Source organism: Streptomyces tatrensis, assembly GCF_049310065.1.
In the GTDB taxonomy this organism is placed as follows: Bacteria; Actinomycetota; Actinomycetes; order Streptomycetales; family Streptomycetaceae; genus Streptomyces.
In genome coordinates this window covers 1090841-1113532 of the sequence record NZ_JBMDLB010000011.1, presented here as the reverse complement: position 1 = coordinate 1113532, position 22692 = coordinate 1090841, and the positions used below count along the sequence as shown (strand labels likewise).

Genomic DNA, 22692 nt, shown 5'->3' with positions numbered 1-22692 from the left:
AACCGAGGAGTGGACAAGATGACCGACACGCCCCCCAACGGCTTCTGGGCCCAGGCCGCCGCCGACCCCGAGCGCACCGTCCTCGTCACCCCGGAGGGCGAGACCTGGTCCGCCGCCCGGCTGCACGCCGACGTCAACCGCCTCGTGCACGGCCTGCGGGCCGCCGGGCTGGAGCGGGGCGACGTCTTCGCCGTCGTCCTCCCCAACAGCGTCGAGTTCCTCACCGCCTACCTGGCCGCCTCCCAGGCCGGGTTCTACCTCGTCCCGGTCAACCACCACCTCGTCGGCCCCGAGATCGCCTGGATCGTCTCCGACTCCGGAGCCAAGGTCCTGATCGCCCACGAACGGTTCGCCGACGCGGCCACCGCCGCCGCCGACGAGGCGGGCCTGCCCGCGAGCCACCGGTACGCGGTCGGAGCGGTCGCGGGCTTCCGCTCGTACGGCGAACTGCTCGACGGGCAGCCGGACACCGCCCCCGCCGACCGCACGCTCGGCTGGGTCATGAACTACACCTCCGGCACCACCGGCCGACCGCGCGGAATCCGCCGCCCGCTGCCCGGCAAGCTCCCGGAGGAGACCTACCTCGGCGGCTTCCTCGGCATCTTCGGCATCCGCGCCTTCGACGACAACGTCCACCTCGTGTGCTCGCCGCTCTACCACACGGCCGTCCTGCAGTTCGCCGCCGCGGCCCTGCACATCGGGCACCCGCTGGTCCTGATGGACAAGTGGACCGCCGAGGAGATGCTGCGCCTGATCGACGCGCACGCCTGCACGCACACCCACATGGTGCCGACCCAGTTCCACCGGCTCCTCGCGCTCCCGCAGGAGACCAAGGACGCGTACGACGTCTCCTCCATGCGCCACGCCATCCACGGCGCCGCGCCCTGCCCCGACCACGTCAAGCGGGCGATGATCGACTGGTGGGGCGGGTGCGTGGAGGAGTACTACGCCGCAAGTGAGGGCGGCGGCGCCTTCGCGACGGCCGAGGACTGGCTGAAGAAGCCGGGGACCGTCGGCAAGGCCTGGCCGATCAGCGAGCTCGCCATCTTCGACGACGACGGCGAACGGCTGCCCGCCGGGGAACTCGGCACCGTCTACATCAAGATGAACACCGGCGGCTTCAGCTACCACAAGGACGAGGGCAAGACGAAGAAGAACCGCATCGGGGACTTCTTCACCGTCGGAGACCTCGGCCTGATGGACGAGGAGGGCTACCTCTTCCTCCGCGACCGGAAGATCGACATGATCATCTCGGGCGGGGTGAACATCTACCCGGCCGAGATCGAATCGGCCCTGCTCACTCATCCGGCGGTCGCGGACGCCGCCGCCTTCGGCATCCCGCACCCCTCCTGGGGCGAGGAGGTCAAGGCGGTCATCGAACCGGCCGAGGGCTTCGCGGCGAGCGACGCGCTGGCCGCGGAGATCCTGAACCACTGCGAGCGGCAACTGGCCGGGTACAAGCGGCCCAAGACCGTGGACTTCATCGAGACGATGCCGCGCGACCCCAACGGCAAGCTGTACAAGCGCCGCCTGCGCGAGCCGTACTGGGAGGGCCACGAGCGCGCGATGTGAGGACCGGGCCGGCCCTGCGGGGCCGGCCCGGTCCATCCGTCCGCCACGCCCGGAGTTTCGTGAGAAGTGCCACGTCAGGGGCGTGAAGGGGGTTGTTCGACCGCACAGGGCTGACAGTTCTGGCAAGTTGGGTGATATGAGTACGGCAACCCACAGATCCCCCCTGACCGACTGGACCGTCGTGGTCCCCGTGGTGGCGCTCGTCGCGCTCGTCTTCAGCTGGGGACGCGACCTGCCCTCGCTCGCCGTGGCGCTGGTGGCCCTCTGCCTGGCCGGCGCGGTGCTGGCGGCGGTCCACCACGCCGAGGTCGTCGCGCACCGGGTCGGCGAACCCTTCGGCTCGCTGGTGCTCGCCGTCGCGGTCACCGTCATCGAAGTGGCCCTCATCGTCACCCTGCTGGCCGACGGCGGGGACAAGACCTCCTCCCTCGCCCGGGACACCGTCTTCGCCGCCGTCATGATCACGTGCAACGGCATCGTCGGCCTGTCCCTGCTCGTCGGGGCCCTGCGCAACCGCGTCGCCGTCTTCAACGCCGAGGGCTCGGGCGCGGCCCTGGCCACCGTCGCCACGCTCGCCGTGCTCAGCCTCGTCCTGCCCACCTTCACCACCACCAAGCCGGGCCCCGAGTTCTCCACGGCCCAGCTCGCCTTCGCCGCCACCGCCTCGCTCGCCCTCTACGGGCTGTTCGTCGCCGTCCAGACGGTCCGCCACCGCGACTACTTCCTGCCCGTCGCCACCAAGCGGATCCGCAAGGAGGCCGCGCAGGCCGCTGCCGCCGCGGCCGCCGGCGAAGAGGACGAGCACGCCGAACCGCCCACCGCCCGCGCCGCCCTGATCAGCCTCGGACTGCTGCTCGTCGCGCTCGTCGCCGTCGTCGGAAACGCCAAGGCCGTCTCCCCGACCATCGAACGCGGAGTCGCGGACCTCGGCCTGCCCTACGCCGTGGTCGGTGTGATCATCGCCCTGCTCGTGCTGGCGCCCGAGACGCTGGCCGCCGTCCGCGCGGCCCGCCGCGACCGGGTGCAGACCAGCCTCAACCTCGCCTACGGCTCCGCCATCGCGAGCATCGGCCTGACCATCCCGGCGATCGCCCTCGCCACGATCTGGCTCTCCGGGCCGCTGGTGCTCGGGCTCGAACCCGTCCACATGGTGCTGCTCGCGCTGACCGTCGTCGTCAGCGCCCTCACCATCGTCCCGGGCCGCGCCACCCTGCTCCAGGGCGGCGTGCACATCGTCCTGCTGGCCGCGTACCTCTTCCTCGCCGTCAGCCCCTGAGCGCGCCACGACCCGTACGACAAGCCGCTAGGGCCTGTCGTACGGGTCGCGCAGGTGTTCAGTGCCGCTCGCGCGGCCAGACCACCTTCAGCCGGGGCGAGGTGAGGATGTCCCGCTCGCAGAACCGTGCCTTGACCCAGCGCTCCTGGGAGAAGAGCCGGGTCTGGTCGGCCGCGTGCGGGGAATTCGGGTTCGAGGACTGGCTGTACGTCAGCAGCGTGCGCGCGACCGGACAGCGGCTGCCGTCCCAGCCGACGGCCTGGATGTGGCTGGAGCCGTGCAGGACCTCCGGGTAGCCGCCGCCCGCCGCGTTCCACGGAGCCTCGATCTTGTTCCAGACGCCCAGGGCCTCCGTTCCGCCGCCCACCGGCAGCTTCTGCCCGCCGCGCACCACGAACTGGTGCTCCCCGAGCGGGGCGTCCGCGGCGATGCCCGCCTTCCCCAGCTCCGCCACCGTGTCGGCGAGGGCCCGACCGATCCCGGGCGCCGCCTGGTTGAGCGTGCGGGGCGTCCGTACCGGATCGGCCGCGTCGAAGGGCACCAGCCACAGGTCCCTGGCCGCCGTGCCCGCGGTCAGCTTCCGCCAGAACCGGTCGAAGAGCAGCGCGCCCTTGCTCGAGGCGTCGGCCGTGCGGTCCCAGGCGGCCAGCACCCCGCAGGCCGCCGACACGTCCACGGCCGCGCCGTCGCTGCCCGTGGCCGTCCCGCCCGGCAGGGCCGCGCAGGCCTTCGCCGCGTCGGCCGCCGCCAGATCACCGGCCGGGACCCGGTTCGCGAACTGCTGCTCCTGCAGGTCCGCCACCGTCAGCCCGCCCCGGCCGGCCATCGCGGAGACGTCCTCCAGGGCGCCCCGGGTCCGCAGCGAGCGCGGGGTCCCGGCATTGCCCCAGATCCGCTCGTAACCGGTGATCGGCCGGTCCGCGTTGGCCAGCCAGGCGCTGTCGTTGGAGTTCTCGGCGTAGGCGGCATCGCGCAGCGTCGGCGCCCTCCCGGGGCCGAAGACCCCCGGCTGGACCGCGTCCGGGTCGGAGCCGGGCGCGCAGTCACCGCGCGAACCGTCCAGCACCGCCAGCCCCGAGGAGGGGTACGTGGCCCTGCCCAGCGGGGTCGAGCAGCGCGCGGCGAGCTCGTCCGTGATCCGGGGGAGCACCTGGGACTGGGTGAAGAGGGTGCCGCCCGCCGAGTCGGCGGCCACCGTGTTGACCCAGGGCAGCCCCTGGGTGCGCCGGAGGGCTTCCTGGACGCCGGCGACCGTGCGGGCCTTGCCCATGGCCAGGGCCGTGGCGGAGCCGCGCATGTTCGCGGCGTTGGGGTCGGACAGCGCGTAGGCGGTCGTGGTGGTCCAGGGCAGCGGAAGGCCGGCGCCGAGGCCGGACAGGACCGGGCCGTAGCGGGTCCACCACTGGGTCTGGGTCACCGGGGCGCCGCCCGGGACCGGGACGCTGACGGTGCGTGCGGTCATCTTCTCCGGCTTGCCGTCCACCAGATAGGCGGTCGGGTCGGCCGGGTCGAGGGCCAGCTGGTGGAGGTTGACGGGGGTGCCGGTGGCCACCGTGTGGCTCCAGGCCACCTTGTCGTTGAAGCCGATGTTCACCACGGTGGTGCCGAGCAGAGAGCCGCCCGAGACGTTCAGCTCGCCGGGGATGGTCTGCTGCGACTGCCAGAACCGGCGGCCGCCCTGCCACGGATAGTGCGGGTTGCCGAGGAGCAGGCCGGAGCCGCTCGCGGTGGTGGAGCCGGCGAAGGCCACCGCGTTGGACCCCATGTCGTAGCGGGTGGTGTCGAAGAACTCCCGGGCCGCCTCCGCGGCGGCAGCCGGATCGACGCCGGCCGCATCCGGGGCGGGCGTGGCGCCCGGGGCCACCGCGGCCGGGCCCGGGGGCCGCGCCGAGGTGATGCCGTCGACGGCGCGGCCCTGGCCGCCGAGGACCGAGACGGCGAAGCCGCGGGCGGCGACGTCGGTGGCGGTGACCGGGCGCACCCAGCCGGCGCCCTTGCAGGCCGGGTCGGTTATCTGGTTCTGGGCCAGCCAGGCGTTGTAGCCGGCGGCCCAGCCCCGCATCAGCTCCTTGACCTCCTTGCCCGGCCCGGCCGGCGCGGGCACGGCCAGCAGCTTCTCCACGGTGCCGGAGTCGCGCACGCCCTTGAAGAACAGGTCGCTGGAGAGGTTCCCGGCGGCGGAGGAGAGCGAACCGTCGGGCGCGGCGTCCGGGCCGAACCACCGCGACCGCTCCCCGGAGACGGTCAGGAACCCGTCGGCGAGCACGCACACCTGGTCGGCGGCCTGAGCCCAGCCGGTGCCGAAGCCGAGGTGGGCGTAGTCACGGGCCAGGATGTGCGGGATCCCGTTCTCGGTGTAGCGGATGACGGCGGACAGGCCGCCGCCGGACGGGCCGGAGCCCTGGTCCAGGGCGGCGGCCTCGGGTATCGCCGAGGCGGCGAGCAGCAGGGCGGTGCCGGCGAGGGCGACGCGACGGAGGAGCGGGCGGGCGCGACGGCGTCCGTGGAGTAGGCGCAACGTACCTCCCAAGTAGCCTGCGGACGGGCGCGATCGCCCGAGCGGGTGGGTGGTGCTGGTGTGCCCCCACACTCATGCAGGCCACCTGACGTCATGTCAACATGCCGTTTGGTATCTCCTGGTGTTCCGGCCGGGCATCCGCGCCGCCCGGGTCATTGACCCCGGCCGTACGCGCAGACGAAGATCCCGCCATGACCCCGGTGCGGAAGAACACGGTCGACGGACTGCTCCACGACAGCGCGCGACGCGTCCCCGACCGGATCGCGGTCCGCTACCACGAGCGGACCTGGACCTACGCGGAACTCGACGCGGCCGTCTCCACGGGCGCGGCCGTGCTGCGCGGGAGCTACGGGCTGGCCGAGGGGGACCGGGTCGCGACCTTCGGGCACAACTCCGACGCCTACCTCCTCGCCTTCCTCGCCTGCGCCCGCGCCGGGCTCACGCACGTCCCCGTCAACCAGAACCTCACCGGGGAGGACCTCGCGTACATCCTGGAGAACTCCGGGAGCGCGCTCGTCCTCGCGGACCCGGAACTGGCCGGACGGGTCCCCGAGGGGTTCGCCGTACGCCCGCTGCGCGACGCGCCGGGCTCCTTCCTCGCCCTCCTCGCCGAACCGCCGGAGCCCGCCGGGCCCGGGGCCTTCGCCCGCTCCGGGGACCCGTCCCGGCTGGCGCAGTTGCTGTACACCTCCGGGACCACCGCCCTGCCGAAGGGGGCGATGATGACGCACGAGGCGCTCTGCCACGAGTACGAGAGCGCGATCGCGGCCCTGGACCTGGCGGAGGGCGATCTGCCGGTGCACTCCCTGCCGCTGTACCACTCGGCGCAGATGCACGTGTTCCTGCTCCCGTACCTGGCGGTGGGCGCGCGGAACACGATCGTGGACGCGCCGGTCGCGGAGGAGATCTTCGACCTGGTGGAGGCGGGGGAGGCGGACAGCCTGTTCGCGCCGCCGACGGTGTGGATCGGGCTGGCCAACCATCCGGAGTTCGCGACCTCCGGGGACTTCGCCGTCCGTGACCTGTCCGCCCTGCGCAAGGCGTACTACGGGGCCTCGATCATGCCGGTGCCGGTTCTGGAACGGCTGCGCGCACGGCTGCCCGGACTCGGCTTCTACAACTGCTTCGGGCAGAGCGAGATCGGCCCGCTGGCCACGGTGCTGCGGCCGGAGGAGCACGAGGGGCGGATGGACTCGTGCGGGCGGCCGGTCCACCACGTGGAGGCGCGGGTCGTCGACGAGGACGGGGCCGAGGTGCCGGACGGCACGGCGGGCGAGGTGGTCTACCGCTCCCCGCAGCTGTGCCTGGGCTACTGGAACGACGCGGAGGCGACGAAGAAGGCCTTCCGGGACGGCTGGTTCCGCTCCGGCGACCTGGCGGTCCGGGACCCGGAGGGGTACTTCACGGTCGTGGACCGGGTGAAGGACGTCATCAACTCGGGCGGGGTCCTGGTCGCCTCACGGCAGGTCGAGGACGTGCTCTACACCCACCCGGGCGTGGCCGAGGCGGCGGTGGTCGGTCTCCCGGACGAACGGTGGATCGAGGCCGTCACGGCGGTGGTGGTCCCGCGCGAGGGGGTGACGGAGGCGGAACTCCTGGCCTTCGCACGCGAGAAGCTGGCCCACTTCAAGGCCCCGAAGCGGATCGTCTTCGTGGACGCCCTGCCCCGCAACGCGAGCGGCAAGATCCTCAAGCGCACCCTGCGCGACCGCTTCTCGAACCCGACCTGACCGTCCGGCCGACTAGTCTCGGCCGTCATGAACCGGAGACGGCAGAAGAAGCTCGCGCGGCAGCTCGTCGACGCCTCGATGTTCGGGCGCACCGCCCGGGTCCGCGCGCTCCTGGCCGCCGGTGCCCACCCCGAGACGGCCGACTCCGAGGGCACCACGCCCCTGTACGCGGCATGCGTTCAGGGCGCTCTCGACACGGTCCGCTGCCTCCTGGAGGCCGGGGCCTCCCCGAACACCGAGAGCGGACGCGGTACGGAGGGCACGCCCCTGTGCGCGGCTGCCTGCTGGGGCCACGCCGACACGGTGCGCGAGCTCCTGGCCCACGGCGCGGACCCGAACCTGCGCGAGGACCGGGGCGCGGGCCGCACGCCCCTCGACTGGGCGCTGGCGGGACCGCACGCGGCCACGGTCGCCGTACTCCGCGCGGCGGGAGCCCGCCCTCGGGCCGGAGGAAGCTGACGAAGCTACAGCTCCGGGTCCTCCGGGAGGACGGTGTCCCGGAGGCGGCGCAGGACGAGGTGTTCGTGGAAGAGCCGGCCGACCAGCGCGCCGCCGTAGACCACGAAGCCGACGCCGACCAGCCAGGACTGGACGACCAGGAGGGTGCCGAAGGGGCCGTAGGTCACGGCGTTGGAGGCGATCAGCGGGGAGAACACCAGCTGGGAGAAGAGCCGCAGGCCGAGGAGGCCCAGGCTGGTGCACGCGGCACCCGGGAGCAGGGCGCGCCAGCGGACCCGCCCGCCGAGGAGGATCCACTGGGAGGTCCAGAAGAACAGGCAGGTGCCGATGAGATCGCCCGTGGTGCCCAGGATCGTGCCGGGCGCATCGTTTGAGGGGGCGGGGATGAGGACCAGCAGCCCGAGGTAGCAGACCAGCAGGGCGAGCCAGACGACGTGCCGCCACATGGTGTGCCAGCGGGCCGTCGGAAGGTCCCAGACCTTCTCGTACCCGGTCTGTACGGCGGAGCCGAAGGTCAGGCCGAAGACCGCGAGGGCGGCGAGACCGAAGGCCGTGGTCCGCTCGAGCGCGAGGTCCGCGGCGCCGAACAGCATCTCCACCCGCTCCCGGGAGAACTCCGTCACCCCGAGGGCCTGCCCGAGCCAGCGGCCGAAGCCCGAGCCGCTGCCCGGCGCGGCGGCCGCGACGACGACGAGCAGCGGCACCAGGGTGAGGAAGCCGAGGGCGGCGAAGCCCATGGCCCGGTGCATCAGCTCCATCTCCCGCCCACGGCTCCATGCCAGCCCGGCATGGGAAGCCTGGAGCCGGTCGTGGAGCCGCCGGTAGGTCGAGGTCACGCCTCTGTCCCTACCCGGATGGGCCCTCGGCTTCCCGGGAGGCCCCCCGAGTGGGCCCGAAGGGGTGGATCCGGAGGCGGTCCGGCCCCCCCGTCGGGGGCGCCCTCCCGTCCCGTGTGAGGCCGGCAGCGCTCGGGCCCGGGCCCGGGCCCGGGCCCGAGCCCGAGCCAGGGCCAGGGCCATGGACAGGGCTCGGGCTCGGGCTCAGGCCTCCCGGAGGTCCACCAGGCGCTTGATCTTGCCGACCGACCGCTCCAGGGTCTCCGGATCCACCACCTCCACCGCGACCGAGACTCCGACCCCCTCCTTGACGGCCCGCACCACCGAGGCCGCCGCGGCCTCCCGCTGGCCGGCATCGCTCTCGCGGCGCGCCTCCACCCGTACGGTCAGGGCGTCCAGCCGCCCCTGCCGGGTCAGCCGGAGCTGGAAGTGTGGAGCCAGGGCCGGGGTCCGCAGGAGGATCTCCTCGATCTGGGTGGGGTAGAGGTTCACCCCGCGCAGGATGATCATGTCGTCGCTGCGGCCGGTGATCTTCTCCATCCGGCGGAAGGCCGGTCGGACGGTGCCGGGAAGCAGCCGTGTCAGGTCCCGGGTGCGGTAGCGGACGATGGGCATCGCCTCCTTGGTGAGCGAGGTGAAGACCAGCTCCCCGGGCTCGCCCTCGGGCAGTACGGCGCCCGTCAGCGGGTCGACCACCTCCGGATAGAAGTGGTCCTCCCATATGTGAAGGCCGTCCTTGGTCTCGGCGAATTCCGAGGCGACACCCGGGCCCATCACCTCCGAGAGCCCGTATATGTCCACCGCGTCGATGTTCAGCCGTTCCTCGATCTCGCGGCGCATCTCCTCGGTCCACGGCTCGGCCCCGAAGATCCCCGTACGGAGGGAGGTGGCGCGGGGGTCGATGCCCTGGCGCTCCATCTCGTCCAGCAGGGTCAGCATGTAGGAGGGGGTCACCATGATGACCTCCGGCCGGAAGTCCTCGATCAGCCGGACCTGCCGGTCCGTCATCCCGCCCGAGGCGGGCACGACCGTACAGCCCAGGCGCTCCGCGCCGTAGTGCGCGCCCAGGCCTCCAGTGAACAGGCCGTACCCGTAGGCGATGTGGACGATCTGGCCGGGCCTCCCGCCCGCGGCGCGGATCGAGCGGGCGACGACGTCCGCCCAGGTGGACAGGTCCCCGTCCGTGTAACCGACGACGGTCGGGCGGCCCGTCGTCCCGCTGGAGGCGTGGATGCGGCGGACCTCGGCGCGCGGTACGGCGAACATGCCGAAGGGGTACTGGTCGCGCAGATCGGATTTGGTGGTGAAGGGGAACAGGGCCAGATCGGAGAGGGAGCGGCAGTCGTCGGGATGCAGGCCGGCCTTGTCGAAGGCCTGCCGGTAGAAGGGCACCCGGTCGTAGGCCCGGCGCAAGCTCGCCCGCAGGCGGGTCAGTTGGAGCGCCGCCAGCTCGTCCCGGCCCATCCGCTCGCCCTCGTCGGCGCCGCCGTCGTGGCCCTGTGTGTACGTACCCATGCCGCCCACCCCTTGTCCGATTCAACCGACCGATCATTCGGTAGATTGCCGGACGGCAGCGGCCAAATCAATTACTCGAACGAGTGATCGTCTGCTGAGATTGCGTCCATGTCGACCTCCACCCCTTCCACCTGCAGCTTTACTTTCACCACCTACGACGGAACCGAACTCGCGTACCACGTCCAGGGCGAAGGCGAGCCGCTCCTGTGCCTCCCCGGCGGCGCCATGCGGGCCTCCGCCTACCTGGGCGACCTCGGCGGACTGGCCGCGGGCCGCCGGCTGGTCATGTTCGACCTGCGGGGCACCGGGGGCTCCGCGCTTCCGGTCGATCCGGCGACGTACCGGGTCGACCACCAGGTCGCCGACGTCGAGGCGCTGCGTCGCCACCTCGGCCTGGAGAGCGCCGACCTGCTCGCCCACTCCGCGTCCGGCAACCTGGCCCTGCTCTACGCGGCTGCGCACCCGCGACGGGTGCGCCGACTGGCCCTGATCACGCCGACCAGCTGGGCGGTGGACCTCGCGGAGTCCCCGGAAACCCGCCTCGCGGACGTCCGCCGGAGGGCCGGCGGCGAGCCCTACGACACGGCCATCGCGGCCTACGGCCGGGCCCTCGCCGCCCTCGCCGCCGGAGGGGTCGCCGACGAGGCCGACTGGGCGGCGGCGATGCCGCTCGCCTACGGGCGCTGGGACGAGACGGCGCGCGCCCACGCCGCACTGAGTCCGGTCCAGAAGAACGCCGAGGCCTCCGCCGGCTTCGCCGCCCCGGGCGCCTTCGACCCGCCCGCCACCCGGTCCGCGCTGGGCCGCTTCACCGGAGCGGCGCTGGTCCTCGCCGGGGAGCTGGACTCGAACCCCTCCCCGGCCCTCGCCGCCAGGCTCGCGCAGCTCTTCGTGCGGGGCGTCGTCGACGTACAGCCGGGCGGTGGGCACTTCCCGTGGCTGGACGATGCGCCGTGGTTCGCGGCCCGGGTCGAGAGGTTCCTGGCCACCGGGGCCTGAGCGTGGGCTGCCGAGCTGCCGAGCTGCCGAGCTGCCGAGCTGCCGGGCCGCACGCCCGCGACCGGGAGGTGTGTGCGAACACGCCCGCGGGCCGGGACCCTGATGGGTCCCGGCCCGCAGGGCGTGCTCAGCGCCGGGTCAGTTCGCGGTGTCCGCACCAGTGCCGGCGTCGGTGTCCGCGTCCGCCTCCGTGGCCACCGACTTCGCCCACCGGTAGTCCGCCTTGCCGCTCGGGGAGCGCTGGATGGCGGGGGCGATGACGAGCTGGCGCGGGATCTTGTAGCCCGCCAGCTTGGTGCGGCAGTGGGCCTGTATCTCGTCCAGCGTCGGCTCGGCCGCGCCCGACCGGACCTCGACCACCGCGGCCACGTGGCTGCCCCACTTCGGGTCCGGGACCCCGGCGACCAGGGCGTCGTAGACGTCCGGGTGGGACTTCAGCGCCTGCTCGACCTCCTCCGGATACACCTTCTCGCCGCCCGTGTTGATGCACTGGGAGCCGCGGCCGAGGACGGTGACGATGCCCTGCTCGTCCACGGTCGCCATGTCACCGAGCAACACCCACCGCTCGGACCCCTTCTGGAAGAAGGTCTCGGCGGTCTTGACGGGGTCGTTGTAGTAGCCGAGCGGTACGTACCCGCGCTGCGCGAGCCGTCCCGGTTCGCCGACCGGCACCGGCTCGTGGGTCACCGGGTCGACCACCTGCGTCCGCTCGTTGACCTCCAGCCGGAAGCCCTTCTCCGGGCTGGAGTCGTTCGTCGCGCGGCCGTTCGACCCGGATTCGGAGGAACCGAAGTTGTTCAGGAGCATCACGTTCGGCACGAGCGCCTGGAACTCGGCGCGCACCGTCTCCGACATGATCGCGCCGGAGGAGGAGACGCTGAAGAGGGAGGACAGGTCGGTGCCCTTCAGCGGTCCGTTGAGGGCGTCGATGAGCGGGCGCAGCATGGCGTCGCCCACCAGCGAGACGCTGGAGACCTTCTCCTTCTCGATCGTCCGCAGTACCTCCTCGGGCGCGTACTTGCGGTGGATGACCACCCGCTGCCCGTAGTTGAAGGCGATGAAGGACGTCAGCGTGGACGTGCCGTGCATCAGCGGCGGCGCGGGGAAGAAGGTCAGCCCGGCCCCCTTCGACGCGACCCGCTCGGCCAGTTCCTCCGGCCGCTTCACCGGTTCGCCGGTCGGCTCGCCGCCGAAGAGGCCGGCGAAGAAGAGGTCCTCCGCCCGCCACATGACGCCCTTGGGCATACCGGTCGTGCCGCCGGTGTAGATGATGAACAGGTCGTCGGGGGAGCGGGGCGGGAATCCGCGCTCCGGCGAGCCGGCCGCCTCCGCGTCGGCGTACGCGACCGGTGCGATCGAGGGCTCCGGGGCGCCCTCGGGGGTCGGCCCGACGCGGATCAGGTGACGGAGCTTCGTCGTCTGCGGGAGGGCCGCCGCGACCCGTTCGGTGAACTCGCCCTCGAAGACGAGCGCGGCGAGGTCGGCGTCGTTGTAGAGGTAGACGAGCTCTTCCTCCACGTACCGGTAGTTCACGTTCACCGGTACCAGGCGGGCCTTCAGGCAGGCGAGGACGGTCTGGAGGTACTCGATGCCGTTGTAGAGGTGCAGGCCCAGGTGCTCACCGGCCTTCAGGCCGCTGTCCAGCAGATGGTGCGCGATGCGGTTCGCCGCCGCGTCCAGCTCCGCGTACGTGAGGCGGCGCTCGGCGCCGGTCCCGGGGTGGTCCACGTACACGAGGGCCTCGCGGTCCGGGACCACGTCCACGACCGACTCGAACAGGTCGGCAATGTTGTACTCCACCGGTCCTCCTGACCCAGAAAATCCCATGGCTGGTCTGCTCGGCGGTCATTAGAGCGTCGCCAACCCCAACAGGGAAGGGGACCGCCCAAGAAATCTGACTGGGTGTCAGAAAACTATTGAACTGCACCGGCCCCTCCTGCAACCTGTTCTAGGTCTTGAGACGGGAGGACGGCAATGGGTGGGACAGAACACCTGACCGTGGAACGCCACGGAGCCACGCTGGTGCTCACCATGAACAGGCCCGAGGCGAAGAACGCGCTCTCGCTGCCGCTGCTGGTGGGGCTGTACGACGGCTGGCTGGAAGCCGACGCGGACGACACGATCCGCTCGGTGGTGCTGACGGGGGCCGGCGGGGACTTCTGCGCCGGCATGGACCTGAAGGCGCTGGCCGGCAAGGGCATGGCGGGCGACCAGTACCGGGACCGGCTGAAGGCCGACCCGGACCTGCACTGGAAGGCGATGCTGCGCCACCACCGGCCGCGGAAGCCCATCATCGCGGCGGTCGAGGGCTACTGCGTGGCCGGCGGTACGGAGATCCTCCAGGGGACCGACATCCGGGTCGCGGGGGAGGGCGCCACCTTCGGCCTGTTCGAGGTCAAGCGGGGGCTCTTCCCGATCGGCGGCTCGACGGTACGGCTCCCGCGGCAGATCGCGCGGACGCACGCGCTGGAGATGCTGCTGACCGGGCGGCCGTACGCGGCCGAGGAGGCGGCGCGGATCGGGCTCGTCGGGCGGGTGGTGCCGGACGGGACGGCGCTGGCCGCTGCGCTGGAGATCGCGGAGAAGATCAACGCGTGCGGGCCGCTGGCGGTGGAGGCGGTGAAGGCCTCCGTCTACGAGACGGCCGAGATGACGGAGTCGGAGGGGCTCGCCTCCGAACTCCTGCGGGGGTGGCCGATCTTCGACACGGCCGACGCCAAGGAGGGGGCGCGGGCCTTCGCGGAGAAGCGGCCCGCGGTGTATCGGCGGGAGTAGTTTGCGCGTGCCCGCGCCGGGGCCACCCGTTCCGGTGGGGCCGGTTCGGGAGCCGGGTGCGGCGCCGTCGTCGGGGGCCGGCCCCCGGTCCCCTGCTCCTCAAGCGCCGGAGGGGCTGGATTTCGGGGCTCGGCCCCGGACCCCGCTCCTCAAGCGCCGGAGGGGCTGGATCGGCCCTGGCGGTTCCGGTGTGCTGGGTGGGCGGGTGCGGCGCCGTTGCCGGGGGCCAGCCCCCGGACCCCCGCGCCTCAAACGCCGGCGGGGCTGGATTTTCGCCCGGCGGCACCAGATGTGCCCGGCGGCACTGGATGTGCCTGGCAGTGCCGGATGTGTCTGGCGGCACCGGATATGCCCGGCGGCACTGGGCGTGCCCGGCGGGACCGGATACGTCCGGCAGCGCCGGATATGCCCGCCGGCACCGGATACGCCCGCCGGCACCGGATACGCCCGGCAGTACCGGAAACGCCCGGCGGCACCATCCGTCCCACCCGTTCTCGTAACCCCTCACATCGGAGACCCACCCATGACAGCCGCGTCGCCACCCGAGATACTCCGCGCACCCCTCGTCGTCGAGTTCCCCTTCACCCGCTCCCTCGGCCCCGTGCAGAGCGCCTTCCTCACCGGGCTGCGCGAAGGGGTCGTCCTCGGGGTCACGACCGCCGACGGCAAGGTGATGGTGCCGCCCGTCGAGTACGACCCCGTCACCGCCGAGGAGATCCGCGACCTGGTCGAGGTCGGCGCCACCGGGACCGTCACCACCTGGGCCTGGAACGGTTCGCCGCGCCCCAACCAGCCCCTGTCCACCCCCTTCGCCTGGGTGCTCGTCCGCCTCGACGGAGCCGACACGGCGATCCTGCACGCCCTCGACGCCCCCGGGCCCGAGGCGGTCGCCACCGGCATGCGGGTCCGCGTGCGGTGGGCGGCGGAGCGGACCGGCGCGATCACCGACATCGCCTGCTTCGAGCCCGAGGCAGGGACCGCCGGGGACGGGGAGCAGAGCGTGCCAACGACCCCGCACAGCGGGGAGTTCGCCGATGCCGTCACCGGGATCGTCGCCGCGGCCCGCCTGGACTACTCGTACAGCCCCGGCCGCGCGCAGACCGCGTACATCGCCGGGCTCTCCGAGCAGAAGACCATCGGCGAGCGCTGCCCCTCCTGTCACAAGGTGTACGTGCCTCCGCGCGGCGCCTGCCCCACCTGTGGGGTGGCGACGACCGACCGGGTCGAGGTCGGGCCGGCCGGCACCGTCACCACCTACTGCATCGTCAACATCAAGGCCAAGAACCTCGACATCGAAGTGCCTTACGTCTACGCCCACATCGCCCTGGACGGCGCCGGCCTCGCCCTCCACGGCCGGATCGGCGGCATCCCGTACGACCAGGTGCGGATGGGCCTGCGCGTCGAACCCGTCTGGACCGAGGGCGGGCGCTACCCCGACCACTACCGCCCCACCGGAGAGCCGGACGCGGACTACGACGTGTACAAGGAGCTCATCTGATGGCCCGATACGCCCGTGAGGTCGCGGTGGTCGCCTTCGCACAGAGCGACCACCTGCGCCGGACCGACGAGGTCAGCGAAGTCGAGATGGTCATGCCCGTCCTGCACCAAGTGCTGGCCGCCACCGGGCTGAAGGCGGGCGAGATCGGCTTCACCTGCTCCGGCTCCAGCGACTACCTCGCCGGCCGGGCCTTCTCCTTCACCATGACCCTCGACGGGGTCGGCGCCTGGCCGCCCATCTCCGAATCGCACGTGGAGATGGACGGCGCCTGGGCCCTCTACGAGGCCTGGGTCAAGATCCAGACCGGCGAGGCCGACACCGCGCTCGTCTACTCGTACGGGAAGTCCTCGCCGGGGTCGGTGCGCGACGTGCTGACCCGCCAGCTCGACCCGTACTACGTGGCTCCGCTCTGGCCCGACTCGGTGGCCCTGGCCGCCCTCCAGGCCCGGGCGCTCATCGACGCGGGCGAGACCGACGAAGCCGGGCTCGCCGCGATCGGCGCCCGCAGCCGGGCCTCGGCGGAAGCCAATCCGCACGCCCAGCTCAGCGGAGCGGTCCCGCAGGGCGAGTACCAGGTCGCCCCGCTGCGCACCGGTGACTGCCCGCCCATCGGCGACGGCGTGGCCGCCGTCATCCTGGCCGCCGGGGACGTGGCACGCCGGCTGTGCGAGCGGCCCGCGTGGATCACCGGCATCGACCACCGCATCGAGGCCCACAGCCTGGGGCTGCGCGACCTCACCGACTCCCCGTCGACGCGGATCGCCGCCGAGCACGCGGGCGTGTTCGAGGCCCCGGTGGACACCGCGGAACTGCACGCGCCCTTCTCCTCCCAGGAGGTCGTGCTCCGCAAGGCCCTCGGACTCGGCGGGGACGTCGCCGTCAACCCCTCCGGCGGAGCGCTCGCCGCCAACCCGATCATGGCCGCCGGCCTGATCCGGATCGGCGAGGCGGCCGCCCGCATCCACCGCGGCGAGTCCGACCGGGCCGTCGCGCACGCCACCTCCGGCCCCTGCCTCCAGCAGAACCTGGTCGCCGTCCTGGAAGGGGACCGAGCATGAGCACGACGGGCAAGGAGCCGGTGGCCATCGTCGGCATCGGCCAGACCAAGCACGTGGCCGCCCGCCACGACGTCTCCATCGCGGGACTGGTACGCGAAGCCGCCGCACGGGCGCTCGCGGACGCCGAGCTGACCTGGGCGGACATCGACGCGGTCGTCATCGGCAAGGCCCCCGACTTCTTCGAGGGCGTCATGATGCCGGAGCTGTACCTCGCGGACGCCCTCGGCGCCGTCGGCAAGCCCATGCTCCGCGTGCACACGGCCGGTTCGGTGGGCGGCTCCACGGCGCTGGTCGCCTCCAACCTGGTCGCCGCCCGGGTCCACCGCACCGTGCTGACCCTCGCCTTCGAGAAGCAGTCCGAGTCCAACGCCATGTGGGGGCTCTCCCTCCCCGTCCCCTTCCAGCAGCCGCTGCTGGCGGGGGCCGGCGGGTTCTTCGCCCCGCACGTGCGCGCGTACATGCGGCGCACCGGCGCCCCCGACACGGTCGGCTCGCTCGTCGCGTACAAGGACCGCCGCAACGCGCTGAAGAACCCGTACGCGCACCTGCACGAGCACGACATCACCCTGGAGAAGGTGCAGGCGTCCCCGATGCTGTGGGACCCGATCCGGTACTCCGAGACCTGCCCCTCCTCCGACGGCGCGTGCGCGATGATCCTCACCGACCGCGCGGGCGCGGCCCGTTCGCCGAAACCGCCGGCCTGGGTGCACGGCGGGGCGATGCGCAGCGAGCCGACCCTCTTCGCGGGGAAGGACTTCGTGTCCCCGCAGGCGGGCAAGGACTGCGCGGCCGACGTCTACCGGCAGGCGGGCATCACCGATCCGCGCCGGGAGATCGACGCCGTGGAGATGTACGTGCCGTTCTCCTGGTACGAGCCGATGTGGCTGGAGAACCTCGGCTTCGCCGACGAGGGCGAGGGCTGGAAGCTCACCGAGGCCGGAGTCACGGAGCTCGACGGGGACCTGCCCGTCAACCCGTCGGGCGGCGTGCTGTCCACCAACCCCATCGGCGCCTCCGGGATGATCCGCTTCGCGGAAGCGGCCCTCCAGGTGCGCGGTCAGGCGGGGGAGCACCAAGTCCCGGACGCCCGGCGGGCGATGGGCCACGCCTACGGCGGCGGGGCGCAGTTCTTCGCGATGTGGCTGGTGGGAGCGGAGCAGCCGGGCTCCTGAGCGGAAACCGGATTCCGGGCGGGGTGCCGCACCGGCCACGAGTGACGCACCGTGGCCTGTGCGGCACGGCGTGCGATGGCTAACCTGGCCCCGGGACGACGAACCGGGAGTACCGGGAGGAGCACGCACGTGGCAGAGAGCATGACTTCGAAGGCGCCGGCCGGCTGGGGAAAGCCGGACCTCGACCTGACCGAGGCGGACTGGCAGTCGAGCAGCCGGGGGGCCGGTGACGTCCAGATCGCCTTCGTGGAGGGGTTCATCGCGATGCGCAACGGCGACCGCCCTGAAAGCCCCTCGCTGATCTTCGCGCCGGACGAGTGGCGCAAGTTCGTCCTGAACGCGCGGGGCGGGGAGTTCGACCTCACCTAGGCTGCTTGTGCGGGGTCGCGGCGCACCACCGGGCGCGGAGCCGCCGCCCCCGGTGGGCCCCGTAAATCCCTTGCCGGACCCGGAGGGTCACGGCACCATGGCCGCCATGACGATCACCCGCCGAAAGGGCGATGCCGCGTAGACGGCCCGGCGCCCTGCGCGCCGAACGAGGAACGTACGAGGACCGCCGACCGCCCGCCTGGGCATGGGAACTCCCGCCCGTGGACCGGCTGCCGCCCGCCGCGGCCGCTGCCGCGCACTGGGTCCGGCCCGGACGGGGCTACGAGATCGTGGACCTGCTGAGCCGGTACCGGACCTTCCTGAGCGGTCCCGGCAGCCCCCTGCTCCTGGTCCCCTCCGAGTGCCCGGCCTGCCCCGGCTGCGCACGCGACGACGTCGCCGTCGTCCGGGACGACCTGGGCGACCTGTACCGGGCCCTGCCGCCCGCCGCCCGCACCGCACTGGGCCGCGTGCTCCGGGGCCTGGACGAGGAGTTCCGCCGCCGGACGCTCCCGCACCCGGTCCCGTCCGCCGGGGGGTGGGTGGACTGGAGCGGCCGTCCGCGCGCCTGGTGGCACCGCAGGCTCTACGAGGGCGACTGACCCGGGGGCGCCGTACGGGTTCCCCAGCAGTGTCGTACCGGCCATAACGGGATGACCGGTACGGTAGGGGCATGAGCGGAGAAAACGACCTGCGGAAGCTGCTGAGCGGAATGCGGCCCGAACTGAACGACGGGCTGTACGTGTTCTGCACCATCCCCGGCGACACCGACCCGGAGGCCCTGGCCGGGCTCACCCCCGTCGCCTCCGTCCTGGAACCCGAGGGGCTCACCCTCGTGCTGAGCCAGGAGGACGCGGACGGGGCCGGGCTCCCGTACACGTACACCGCGGGCTGGATCACCCTGCGCGTCCACTCCTCCCTCGACGCCGTCGGCCTCACTGCGGCCTTCGCCACCGAACTCGGCGCACACGGCTTGAGCTGCAACGTCATCGCCGGCTACCACCACGACCACCTCTTCGTGGACGCCGCCCGGGCCGACGAGGCCGTGGCCGTCCTGGAAGCGCTCGCGGAACGCTCCGCGCAGGACTGACCGGCCGGGAATAGCACAGGGCGGCTCCCCCCGAAAGAAGATCAGCTCTATTTGCCGCACAGGGCTTCCCGGGCGCGTACGCGGGCGTACGCTGAACCCCCGAACAGGCCTGGGGGGTACCAGCCATGACGGAACGCCGGACCCGCAAGCGGCGCACGATGTTCGAGCGCGACACCGAGCTCACCGCCGTCGACGAAGCCCTGGACCAGCTCACGGACCCGGGCCCCGACGCCGGCGGAGCCCTGCTGGCCTTCTCCGGACCCGCCGGCCTCGGCAAGACCGCGCTCCTCGGCGAAGTCCGCCGCCGCGCCCACACCAAGGCCTGCACCGTCCTCGCCGCCCGCGGCGGCGAACAGGAGCAGAGCCAGCCCTTCCACGTCGCCCGCCAGCTCATCCAGCCCCAACTGGCCGGCACCTCCGACGCCGAACTGCGCGAAGCCCTCGGCAGCTGGTACTCCATCGTCGGCCCCGCCCTCGGCCTCTGCGCGGCCGAACAGGGCGCCCCGCCCGACCCCCAGGGCCTGCGCGACGGACTCGACTGGGTCCTCACCCACCTCGTCGTGCAGCGCGCCCCCGTCGCCCTCGTCCTGGACGACGCCCACTGGGCCGACCCCGAATCCCTCTCCTGGCTCGCCGCCTTCGCCCCGCGCGCCGAACACCTCCCCCTCCTCCTCGTCGTCGCCTACCGCCCCGACGAACTGCCCGCGCACGCCGAGGCCTTCCGTACGCTGCCCGGCCGCGCGGGACACCGCCCGCTGAGCCTCGCACCGCTCACCGCCGAGGCCGTCTCCGGCCTGGTCCGCGAAGCCGTCGGCGAACACGCCGACGAGGCGTTCTGCCGCGAGGCCTGGGCCGTCACCACCGGCAACCCCTTCGAAGCCGTCGAGCTCACCGCGAAGGTCCGCGACAAGGGCCTCGCCCCCGTCGAAGCCAGCGCCCCGCTGCTGCGCGACCTCGCCGCCGCCCAGCGCGGCAGCGGCCTCGTCGCCCGCCTGCACAGCCTCGGCCCCTCCACCGTCCGCTTCGCCTGGGCCTGTGCCGTCCTCGGCACCGACATCCCCCGGGAACTCGCCGCCCGCGTCGCCGGACTCGGCACCGAGGAAACCGTCGACGCCACCGGGCGGCTGCGCGACGCCCGCATCCTGTCGGCCGCCCCCGAGGAAGCGGGCGCCGGCGAAGCGGGCGCGGCCGGGCTGGAGTTCGTGCACCCCCTCATCGCCACCGCCATATACCGCGCGATCCCCGACGCCCTGCGCGTCGCCCTGCACGGAAAGGCCGCCGCGGCCGTGGTCGACGCGGGACTCGGGCCCTCCGCCGCGGCCCGGCACCTGCTCGAGACCCACCCCGAGAACGACCCCTGGGTGGTGCGCACCCTGCGCGAGGCAGCCGGCGAGAACCTCCGGGCCGGCGCCCCCGAAGCCGCCCGCCGCCAGCTGGCACGGGCCCTGCGCGAACCCCCGGACTTCGACGAGCGGGCGGCCGTCCTATACGAACTGGGCTGCGCCTCCCTGCTCACCGAGCCCGCCAACACCGTCAACCACCTGCGCGCCGCCCTCGCGGAGCCCTTCGAGGACCCGGCGCTGCGCCAGGGCATCGTCATCCGGCTGGCCCAGGTCCTCTCGCACAGCGACCGGCTCGCCGACGCCTCGGAATGCCTCGCGCGGGAGATCCCCCACACCCAGGACGTACGCGGCCGCCTGCGCCTGCAGTCCGAACAGTTCATGTGGGACGCCTTCAACGCCGCCGAGCGGGACTCCCCGGCGCGCTCCCGGCGGCTCGCGAAGCTCGCGGACCGGCTGAGCGGGCGGGACCTCACCGAGCGGTACGTCATCGGGCTGCGCGCCTGGGACGCCTGCCTGCGCGGGGAGCCGGTCGACGTGGTCCTCCACCATGCCGGGCGGGTCCTGGAAACCGAGTTCAGCTGGGCGTACGCCGACCGGGGCTTCGAGGTCCCGGTGCTCGTCGCGATGGTGCACATGTACGCCGACCGGCCGGAGCGGGCCGAGGAACTGTTCGAGGCCGGCACCGCCGAGTTCGAGCGGCAGGGCTGGCGCGGAGCGCACCTGTCCTTCGCCTACAGCCTGCGCGCCTACATCCGCTACCGCAGGGGGCGGCTGGCCGAGGCGGAGGAGCTGGCGCGGGCCGGGCTCCGTCTCGCCGAGCGCGTCGGGCGGCGTACGCCCGTGCACTGGTACTCCATCGCGATCCTCATCACCACCCTGCTCGCGCGGGGGCGGGTGGACGAGGCCTGGGAACTGGTCCGCGAGCACGAGTACGGGGAGCCCTTCCCCGCGGCCGTCGTCTTCCCCGACTCCCAGACCGTCTACGCGGAACTGCTGCTGGCCCGCGGCCAGGCGAAGGCCGCCGCGGCGGAGCTGGAGGCGGTGGACCGGCGGCTGACCCCCCGGGGCATCCAGAACCCGTCCTGGTGCCCCTGGCGGCTCCACCTGGCCCGCGCGGTGGCCGCGGAGGACCCGGCGCGTGCGCGGGAGCTGGCAGAGGAGGCCGTACGCCGGGCCCGCGCCTTCGGGGCCGCGTCCGGCATCGGCCAGGCCCTGCGGGTGGCCGCGGAGGTGGCTTCGCCCCAGGATCGGGCCGCCCTCCTGGAGGAGGCCGTGTCCGTCCTGTCGGCTTCGCCGGCGGCCTACGAGCTGGCGCTCGCGCTGGCCGCGCTGGGGGAGGCGCGGGGGGACACCGAGATCCTGCTGCGTGCGGTGGTGGCGGCCCGGGCCTGCGGGGCGGACGGCCTGGTGGCCACCACCACGGACGGGCTGCTCGCCCGCGGTGGCACGCTGCCGGGTGGCTCCGTGCCCGACGCCGCCCCGGCCCCGGTGCGCTGACCGGAGCCCCGGTGCGTTGACGGGCCCGCCGGGACTGGGGGTGGCCCTGCGGGGCGAGGTCCCCTACCCGCCCTTCGCCCGTTCCCCGGGGCTCCGCCCCGGACCCCGCGCCTCAAACGCCGGCGGGGCTGGATGTGGCCGGTGCGTGCTGGATGGCGCGGAGCGCCGTTTCAGCCTCGCCGGCGTTTGAGGCGCGGGGCCTGGGGCGGAGCCCCAGGGGGTCCGGGCGCAGCCCGGTACCCCTTCCAGCCCGTCCGGCGCTTGAGGACCGGGGTCCGGGCAGAGCCCGGGGAACGGGCGAAGGGCGGGGAGGGGACTTCGTCCCGCGCAGCGGCGAGAGGTTGCCGCGCGGACTTCGCTCCGCGCAGCGGCGCATCCGGGGCCGGGGCCGGGCCCCGGGTAAGGGGGTGGAGGGCCGATAAACGTGGCGGGGCACGTACCATGGCGGCATGTCCTTCCTCCGCCGCCACCGCGCCGCCACACCCGCCGGCCCGGACTTCGACGTCCTGGCCATGGACCCGGGGGACTGGCCGGGCAATCTCGGGGCCGGGCTGCTGCCCGCACCCGACGGCAGCTGCCAGGGTGTCTTCCTCCGCTACGACCTGTTCGGCGGACGCGGTCCCGCAATGATCATCGGAAACCTCCCCGAGGGTTCCCCCGCGCGCGACCTCTCCGAGGGCCAGGTCCCCTTCGAGGTGGCCCAGCTCCTCGACGCCCTCGAGAACGACGAGGACGTCGAGGTCACCGGTGCCGAGGACTGCCCCGTCATGCAGGGCGACAACCTCCTCATCGTCCGGAAGGTCAAGCTCTCCGAGAGCCGGATCAGCTGCGTGCAGTTCGACCGCAGCGACAACGTGCTGGTCACCATCGCGAGCTGGGACCGCCCGATCACGGACGACCTCTACGCGCTGCTGAAGCCGCTCCCGGCCGAGCTCTTCCAGCAGGGCTAACCGGCAGGGCTAGCCGGCAGGGCCGGCCGCAGCCG

18 protein-coding genes are annotated in these 22692 nt (G+C 73.1%); 14 read left to right on the top strand and 4 right to left on the bottom strand.

Annotated elements, in window-relative coordinates; all coding sequences use genetic code 11:
* Window positions 1-18 precede the first annotated feature (18 nt).
* Both ACODT5_RS20600 and ACODT5_RS20595 read left to right on the top strand, forming a co-directional pair.
* Window positions 19-1572: an acyl-CoA synthetase gene (locus tag ACODT5_RS20600; protein WP_385378692.1), complete on the top strand. Its 1554-nt coding sequence runs from the start codon at window positions 19-21 to the stop codon at window positions 1570-1572.
* 136 nt (window positions 1573-1708) lie between these two features.
* The gene (locus tag ACODT5_RS20595; protein WP_422520781.1) at window positions 1709-2848 is read left to right on the top strand and encodes a calcium:cation antiporter; all 1140 of its coding nucleotides are present in this window, start codon (window positions 1709-1711) and stop codon (window positions 2846-2848) included.
* 58 nt (window positions 2849-2906) lie between these two features.
* Here ACODT5_RS20595 and ACODT5_RS20590 read toward each other — a convergent pair whose 3' ends face one another.
* Entirely contained in the window at window positions 2907-5366 is a 2460-nt protein-coding gene (locus tag ACODT5_RS20590; protein WP_422520780.1) for a penicillin acylase family protein, read from the bottom strand.
* Window positions 5367-5557: 191 nt separating this feature from the next.
* Here ACODT5_RS20590 and ACODT5_RS20585 point away from each other — a divergent pair, with 191 nt between their 5' ends.
* Window positions 5558-7096 carry a fatty acyl-CoA synthetase gene (locus ACODT5_RS20585; protein WP_422520779.1) on the top strand — a complete coding sequence of 513 codons (1539 nt, stop codon included), beginning with the start codon at window positions 5558-5560 and terminating at the stop codon, window positions 7094-7096.
* Between the two features lie 27 nt (window positions 7097-7123).
* A complete protein-coding gene (locus ACODT5_RS20580; protein WP_422520778.1) occupies window positions 7124-7555 on the top strand; it encodes an ankyrin repeat domain-containing protein in 432 nt (143 codons plus the stop codon).
* Between the two features lie 5 nt (window positions 7556-7560).
* Here the strand turns inward: ACODT5_RS20580 and ACODT5_RS20575 are convergent, their stop codons facing one another.
* Together ACODT5_RS20575 and paaK are read right to left on the bottom strand one after the other, a co-directional pair.
* On the bottom strand, window positions 7561-8391 hold the full coding sequence (locus tag ACODT5_RS20575) for a YhjD/YihY/BrkB family envelope integrity protein (protein WP_422520777.1): 831 nt from the start codon (window positions 8389-8391) through the stop codon (window positions 7561-7563).
* A 204-nt stretch (window positions 8392-8595) separates the two neighbouring features.
* Window positions 8596-9906: a phenylacetate--CoA ligase PaaK gene (paaK, locus tag ACODT5_RS20570; RefSeq protein WP_422520776.1), complete on the bottom strand. Its 1311-nt coding sequence runs from the start codon at window positions 9904-9906 to the stop codon at window positions 8596-8598.
* A 108-nt stretch (window positions 9907-10014) separates the two neighbouring features.
* Here paaK and ACODT5_RS20565 point away from each other — a divergent pair, with 108 nt between their 5' ends.
* A complete protein-coding gene (locus ACODT5_RS20565) occupies window positions 10015-10905 on the top strand; it encodes an alpha/beta fold hydrolase (protein ID WP_422520775.1) in 891 nt (296 codons plus the stop codon).
* A gap of 138 nt (window positions 10906-11043) precedes the next feature.
* On the opposite strand, the gene ACODT5_RS20560 is transcribed toward ACODT5_RS20565, so the two are convergent.
* Entirely contained in the window at window positions 11044-12705 is a 1662-nt protein-coding gene (locus ACODT5_RS20560; protein ID WP_422520774.1) for an acyl-CoA synthetase, read from the bottom strand.
* Window positions 12706-12879: 174 nt separating this feature from the next.
* Here ACODT5_RS20560 and ACODT5_RS20555 point away from each other — a divergent pair, with 174 nt between their 5' ends.
* The 9 genes from ACODT5_RS20555 to ACODT5_RS20515 all read left to right on the top strand — a co-directional run bounded on the left by ACODT5_RS20555 (window position 12880) and on the right by ACODT5_RS20515 (window position 22657).
* Entirely contained in the window at window positions 12880-13680 is an 801-nt protein-coding gene (locus ACODT5_RS20555; RefSeq protein ID WP_422520773.1) for a crotonase/enoyl-CoA hydratase family protein, read from the top strand.
* Window positions 13681-14203: 523 nt separating this feature from the next.
* Window positions 14204-15178, top strand: coding sequence for a Zn-ribbon domain-containing OB-fold protein (locus ACODT5_RS20550; protein ID WP_422520772.1), 975 nt, complete (start codon window positions 14204-14206; stop codon window positions 15176-15178).
* Complete coding sequence (locus ACODT5_RS20545) at window positions 15178-16236, top strand: thiolase domain-containing protein (RefSeq protein ID WP_422520771.1); 1059 nt, start codon at window positions 15178-15180, stop codon at window positions 16234-16236. Before ACODT5_RS20550 ends, ACODT5_RS20545 begins: the two co-directional genes overlap by 1 nt.
* Entirely contained in the window at window positions 16233-17408 is a 1176-nt protein-coding gene (locus tag ACODT5_RS20540) for a thiolase domain-containing protein (RefSeq protein ID WP_266911458.1), read from the top strand. The genes ACODT5_RS20545 and ACODT5_RS20540 overlap by 4 nt, the downstream gene beginning before the upstream one ends.
* Before the next feature lie 141 nt (window positions 17409-17549).
* Window positions 17550-17777 carry a DUF397 domain-containing protein gene (locus tag ACODT5_RS20535; protein ID WP_375949687.1) on the top strand — a complete coding sequence of 76 codons (228 nt, stop codon included), beginning with the start codon at window positions 17550-17552 and terminating at the stop codon, window positions 17775-17777.
* 131 nt (window positions 17778-17908) lie between these two features.
* On the top strand, window positions 17909-18379 hold the full coding sequence (locus ACODT5_RS20530) for a hypothetical protein (RefSeq protein ID WP_422520770.1): 471 nt from the start codon (window positions 17909-17911) through the stop codon (window positions 18377-18379).
* 71 nt (window positions 18380-18450) lie between these two features.
* The gene (locus tag ACODT5_RS20525) at window positions 18451-18867 is read left to right on the top strand and encodes an ACT domain-containing protein (RefSeq protein ID WP_266911464.1); all 417 of its coding nucleotides are present in this window, start codon (window positions 18451-18453) and stop codon (window positions 18865-18867) included.
* Between the two features lie 125 nt (window positions 18868-18992).
* The gene (locus tag ACODT5_RS20520) at window positions 18993-21707 is read left to right on the top strand and encodes an ATP-binding protein (protein ID WP_422520769.1); all 2715 of its coding nucleotides are present in this window, start codon (window positions 18993-18995) and stop codon (window positions 21705-21707) included.
* A gap of 449 nt (window positions 21708-22156) precedes the next feature.
* Window positions 22157-22657, top strand: a complete 501-nt coding sequence (locus ACODT5_RS20515; RefSeq protein ID WP_266911468.1) for a hypothetical protein — start codon at window positions 22157-22159, stop codon at window positions 22655-22657.
* Window positions 22658-22692 lie beyond the last annotated feature (35 nt).

What these genes read in the sequence shown, in the direction of transcription:
- ACODT5_RS20600 (WP_385378692.1), top strand. Translation starts at nt 19, where the DNA reads ATGACCGACACGCCCCCCAACGGCTTCTGGGCCCAGGCCGCCGCCGAC.
- ACODT5_RS20595 (WP_422520781.1), top strand. Translation starts at nt 1,709, where the DNA reads ATGAGTACGGCAACCCACAGATCCCCCCTGACCGACTGGACCGTCGTG.
- ACODT5_RS20585 (WP_422520779.1), top strand. Translation starts at nt 5,558, where the DNA reads ATGACCCCGGTGCGGAAGAACACGGTCGACGGACTGCTCCACGACAGC.
- ACODT5_RS20580 (WP_422520778.1), top strand. Translation starts at nt 7,124, where the DNA reads ATGAACCGGAGACGGCAGAAGAAGCTCGCGCGGCAGCTCGTCGACGCC.
- paaK (WP_422520776.1), bottom strand. Translation starts at nt 9,906, where the DNA reads ATGGGTACGTACACACAGGGCCACGACGGCGGCGCCGACGAGGGCGAG.
- ACODT5_RS20565 (WP_422520775.1), top strand. Translation starts at nt 10,015, where the DNA reads ATGTCGACCTCCACCCCTTCCACCTGCAGCTTTACTTTCACCACCTAC.
- ACODT5_RS20555 (WP_422520773.1), top strand. Translation starts at nt 12,880, where the DNA reads ATGGGTGGGACAGAACACCTGACCGTGGAACGCCACGGAGCCACGCTG.
- ACODT5_RS20550 (WP_422520772.1), top strand. Translation starts at nt 14,204, where the DNA reads ATGACAGCCGCGTCGCCACCCGAGATACTCCGCGCACCCCTCGTCGTC.
- ACODT5_RS20545 (WP_422520771.1), top strand. Translation starts at nt 15,178, where the DNA reads ATGGCCCGATACGCCCGTGAGGTCGCGGTGGTCGCCTTCGCACAGAGC.
- ACODT5_RS20540 (WP_266911458.1), top strand. Translation starts at nt 16,233, where the DNA reads ATGAGCACGACGGGCAAGGAGCCGGTGGCCATCGTCGGCATCGGCCAG.
- ACODT5_RS20535 (WP_375949687.1), top strand. Translation starts at nt 17,550, where the DNA reads ATGACTTCGAAGGCGCCGGCCGGCTGGGGAAAGCCGGACCTCGACCTG.
- ACODT5_RS20530 (WP_422520770.1), top strand. Translation starts at nt 17,909, where the DNA reads ATGCCGCGTAGACGGCCCGGCGCCCTGCGCGCCGAACGAGGAACGTAC.
- ACODT5_RS20525 (WP_266911464.1), top strand. Translation starts at nt 18,451, where the DNA reads ATGAGCGGAGAAAACGACCTGCGGAAGCTGCTGAGCGGAATGCGGCCC.
- ACODT5_RS20520 (WP_422520769.1), top strand. Translation starts at nt 18,993, where the DNA reads ATGACGGAACGCCGGACCCGCAAGCGGCGCACGATGTTCGAGCGCGAC.
- ACODT5_RS20515 (WP_266911468.1), top strand. Translation starts at nt 22,157, where the DNA reads ATGTCCTTCCTCCGCCGCCACCGCGCCGCCACACCCGCCGGCCCGGAC.